Origin of the sequence: Azotobacter chroococcum (assembly GCF_004339665.1) — a bacterium.
Lineage (GTDB): Bacteria > Pseudomonadota > Gammaproteobacteria > Pseudomonadales > Pseudomonadaceae > Azotobacter > Azotobacter chroococcum.
On sequence record NZ_SMMU01000095.1, the window covers coordinates 1 to 1,285 of the forward strand.

General features: G+C 67.5%; 1 protein-coding gene. It reads right to left on the reverse strand.

The window, feature by feature from the left end:
* Window positions 1–8: 8 nt before the first annotated feature.
* A partial coding sequence (locus EV691_RS23175; protein ID WP_131302838.1) for an IS4 family transposase occupies window positions 9–1,285 on the reverse strand: 1,277 nt, incomplete at its 5' end.

Consider the following 1,285-nt stretch of genomic DNA (forward strand, 5'->3'; position numbering starts at 1 on the left):
CAGCCCTTTCAAGGTCTCTTACCTTTCGAGGCCTCGATTACACGGGCCGTAGAGACATGAGCGCGGGCTGCGGCGCTATCGACCCACTCCCGGGTCTTCTTCACCTTGGGGCCACGCTTGCTGGTGGCCACCTGGCCGGGCTTGATGTGCCGTGCCAACTCCAGCAGGCGCTGCGCCAGTGTGCTGGCCGAACCGTCGGCCCACGTGGGCCAGTGCTCCACCGGCAGTGCGACGAGCATCCCCTCGTAACGGCTTCTGACCTGGACTGCCAGGTGGTAGGGGGACGCCTCCCAGCCCTCGGGAAACTGTTCGCGATGGGCCTGTTCGACACTGCGCTTGAGCACGGCCAAGAGGTTGCAGGCCAGCACCGCCACGGCAAACCCCAGCAACGCTGCCCGGGGATGGCCCAGGCTGCGGATCTCGCTCTGCAAGACCGACTCCAGGCGCTGGAACATCCCCTCGATACGCCATCGCCGACGGTACAGGTCGGCAATCTGCCGGGCGTCGATCGTCGCGGGCAGGTTGCTCCACAGCCAAAGGACGGACTCGCCCGACTCCGTCGGCCGATCCAGGCGCAACTCGATGCGCCGCCAGGGCGCCTGGCCCTCGTCCAGCCGGATGTCCTGCTCAAGCACCTGCCCGGTTTCCACCCTGCCTCGGTCGTGCCAGGGTCCCTCGTGAACGATGCGCGGATGCCTGGCATCCTGGCGCACGATGAAATCGGCCCGGCCCTGCTGGAGCGACTGGAGAATCGTGCGGGTGCAGAAATGCCGGTCGGCCATCCACAGCTGTCCCGGCCGGGCACTGTCCAGTAGCGGCAGGACGCCGGTGCGTTCGCTTTCATAGGCGTCCTCGCAGACCGCCAGATCGGTCACCAGGTCGAGGTCGGGATCGTAGACCACCAGCGAATGCCCCGGCAGAGCGGCGGCGCGCTGGTTGCGCAGCGGCGCCAGGCGTTTCTCCGAGGCCGGCAGATGATTGCCGTCGATGATGCGCACCTGCCAGCCGGGCAGGCAGGGCGCTGTGCCCAAGGCAGAGACGACCGGCTCCAGGCGCTGGGCGCTGCCCTGGACCAAGGCCCGCAGCAAGGGCGGCTCGGTACGCCTGACCTTGTCGTACAGCGCCGCCAGCGATACGGGCAGGTGGTCCATCTGGCGCGCGGCGGCATGCAGCGAAGGGCGCAATCCCAGGGAAACCAGCGACATCAGCTCGACCACCGTGGAAAACAGCAGCTCGCGTGGATACTGGCGTTGCCGGTGAGTCTCGAACACTTCGTCGATCCAGG